Source organism: Aquitalea sp. S1-19, assembly GCF_024343515.1.
On the sequence record NZ_RJTZ01000238.1, the window covers coordinates 1 to 2,118 of the forward strand.

Annotated in this window: 2 protein-coding genes and 2 tRNA genes; 1 reads left to right on the forward strand and 3 read right to left on the reverse strand. The window is 58.7% G+C overall.

All coding sequences use genetic code 11. The annotated features are described in order from the left end of the window. The 3 genes from EGI20_RS17680 to EGI20_RS17690 form a co-directional block, all read right to left on the reverse strand. Positions 1–213, reverse strand: a 213-nt coding sequence (locus EGI20_RS17680) for a hypothetical protein (protein ID WP_498633029.1), incomplete at its 3' end; no start/stop codon positions are given. A gap of 146 nt (positions 214–359) precedes the next feature. Then, a tRNA-Asn gene (locus tag EGI20_RS17685) sits at positions 360–435 on the reverse strand. A gap of 39 nt (positions 436–474) precedes the next feature. Then, positions 475–565, reverse strand: a tRNA-Ser gene (locus EGI20_RS17690). Between the two features lie 199 nt (positions 566–764). On the opposite strand from EGI20_RS17690, the gene EGI20_RS17695 reads away from it, so the two are divergent. Then, a partial coding sequence (locus EGI20_RS17695) for an NAD+ synthase (RefSeq protein WP_498633031.1) occupies positions 765–2,118 on the forward strand: 1,354 nt, incomplete at its 3' end.

Consider the following 2,118-nt stretch of genomic DNA (forward strand, 5'->3'; position numbering starts at 1 on the left):
GCTGACTTCTTCCGCATAGCGCGTCAGCGCCTGATGTACGGAGAGTACAGGTCGGGATAGTGAGGCATAGGGCCCACGCTCCATCTCGGCTTCAACCTGCTGCGCCCAGCGGACTGCCTGATCCTTGCGGGGAAAGTGTTTGGAAATGTGGGGGTGGCCTTTGCGGCGGACACGCGCCTCCCAGCCTGCTCCGTGTTTGCGAATAGTTGCCATGTTCGACTCCATAATTGTGTTGGAGTCATGTGTAGGAACCGGTTTTATACCGCCTGCTCGGAAGGCCGTTTGCCCACGCATTGGGGCAAAATTGGGGCAAAACGCAAAAAGGACCTAGCCAAAAATTGCTAGGTCCTTTTGAATACTGGCTCCCCGAGCAGGGCTCGAACCTGCGACCTGCGGATTAACAGTCCGTCGCTCTACCAACTGAGCTATCAGGGAACAAACTTTTTGATAATCGCGATGCGCTTATCAGTAAACTGGCGGAGAGAGGGGGATTCGAACCCCCGTCAGGATATTATCCTGAACACGCTTTCCAGGCGTGCGACTTCAACCACTCATCCACCTCTCCAGTTCCTGCTAGTGATTCGCGTTGCGTTTCGTTAGCAGAGGCTGCGCATTGTATAGACGGTGATTGGTTTGCGCAAGCCGTTTTTTAGAAAAATTTCAAAATAAATGCACAACAGCGTTAAGCGCCCGTCAGCAAACGCAACAACGGCGCGCTATCAGGTAAAATCGCCCTTTTCACAGACCACGCTGCACACTCCTTCATGCGCATAGCCCTTGCCCAGTTCAATCCGGTTGTCGGCGATATCGCCGGCAATACCCAAAAAATCCTGGACTTCGCCCGACAGGCCATGGCTGCCGGTGCAGATGTACTGGTCACGCCCGAGCTGGCGCTGACCGGTTACAGCCCGGAAGACTTGCTGTTGCGCGACCATTTTTACCGCGCCTGCAGTCAGGGCATGGACGAACTGCTGGAACTGGACGGCATTACGCTGGTGATCGGCCACCCGGTCAGGCTGGGCAACGAGACATTCAACGCTGCCACCGTACTGCGTGACGGTAACCGTCTCGGCCAGTATCACAAGATGCTACTGCCTAACGATGAAGTATTCGATGAGTGCCGTTACTTCACGCCCGGCGCTGCGCCCCTGGTGTTCGAGCAAAACGGCGTCAAGCTGGGTGTGTTGATTTGTGAAGATGTGTGGTCGGTCGAGCCGGCCGCCGAAGCACAGGATGCCGGTGCCGAAGCACTGCTGGTACTCAATGCCTCGCCTTTTCACCGCAACAAGGTGGCCGCGCGTCAGGAGATGGCGCGCTACCGCGTACAGGAAACCGGCCTGCCGCTGGCCTATGTCAACCTGAATGGCGGACAGGATGAGCTGGTCTTTGACGGTGCTTCGTTCGCGCTGGACCGCAACGGCGAAGTCTGCGCACAAGCTGCTGCCTACAGTGACGAGTTGCTGCTGATCGACTATATCGACGGCGACTTTACCAGCAGCCGGCATGCCGCGCTGCCGGACGCGACGGCCAGCGTCTATCAGGCGCTGGTTACCGGCGTACGCGACTACATCGGCAAGAACGGTTTCCCCGGCGCCCTGCTCGGTCTGTCCGGCGGGGTGGATTCGGCCTTGACGCTGGCCATCGCGGTGGATGCACTTGGGGCGGACAAAGTGCATGCGGTGATGATGCCTAGCCGCTACACGGCGGATATTTCACTGACCGACTCGCGCGATATGGTGGCGCGTCTGGGCGTGAAGTATGACGAGATTGCCATCTGGCCGATGTACGAGCGCTTTACCGAGGCGCTGGCCCCCTCTTTCGCCGGCCTGCCACTGGATGCCACCGAAGAAAACCTGCAGGCACGCATACGCGGCACGCTACTGATGGCACTGTCCAATAAGGGCGGCAAGCTGGTACTGACCACCGGCAACAAGTCGGAGATGACGACCGGCTACTGCACGCTATACGGCGATATGGCCGGCGGCTTTGCCGTGCTTAAGGACGTGGCCAAGACGCTGGTTTACCAGTTGTGCGAATGGCGCAACTTGCAAGGCGCGGTCATCCCCGAGCGCATCATCACCCGTCCGCCTTCGGCCGAGCTGCGCCCCGACCAGACCG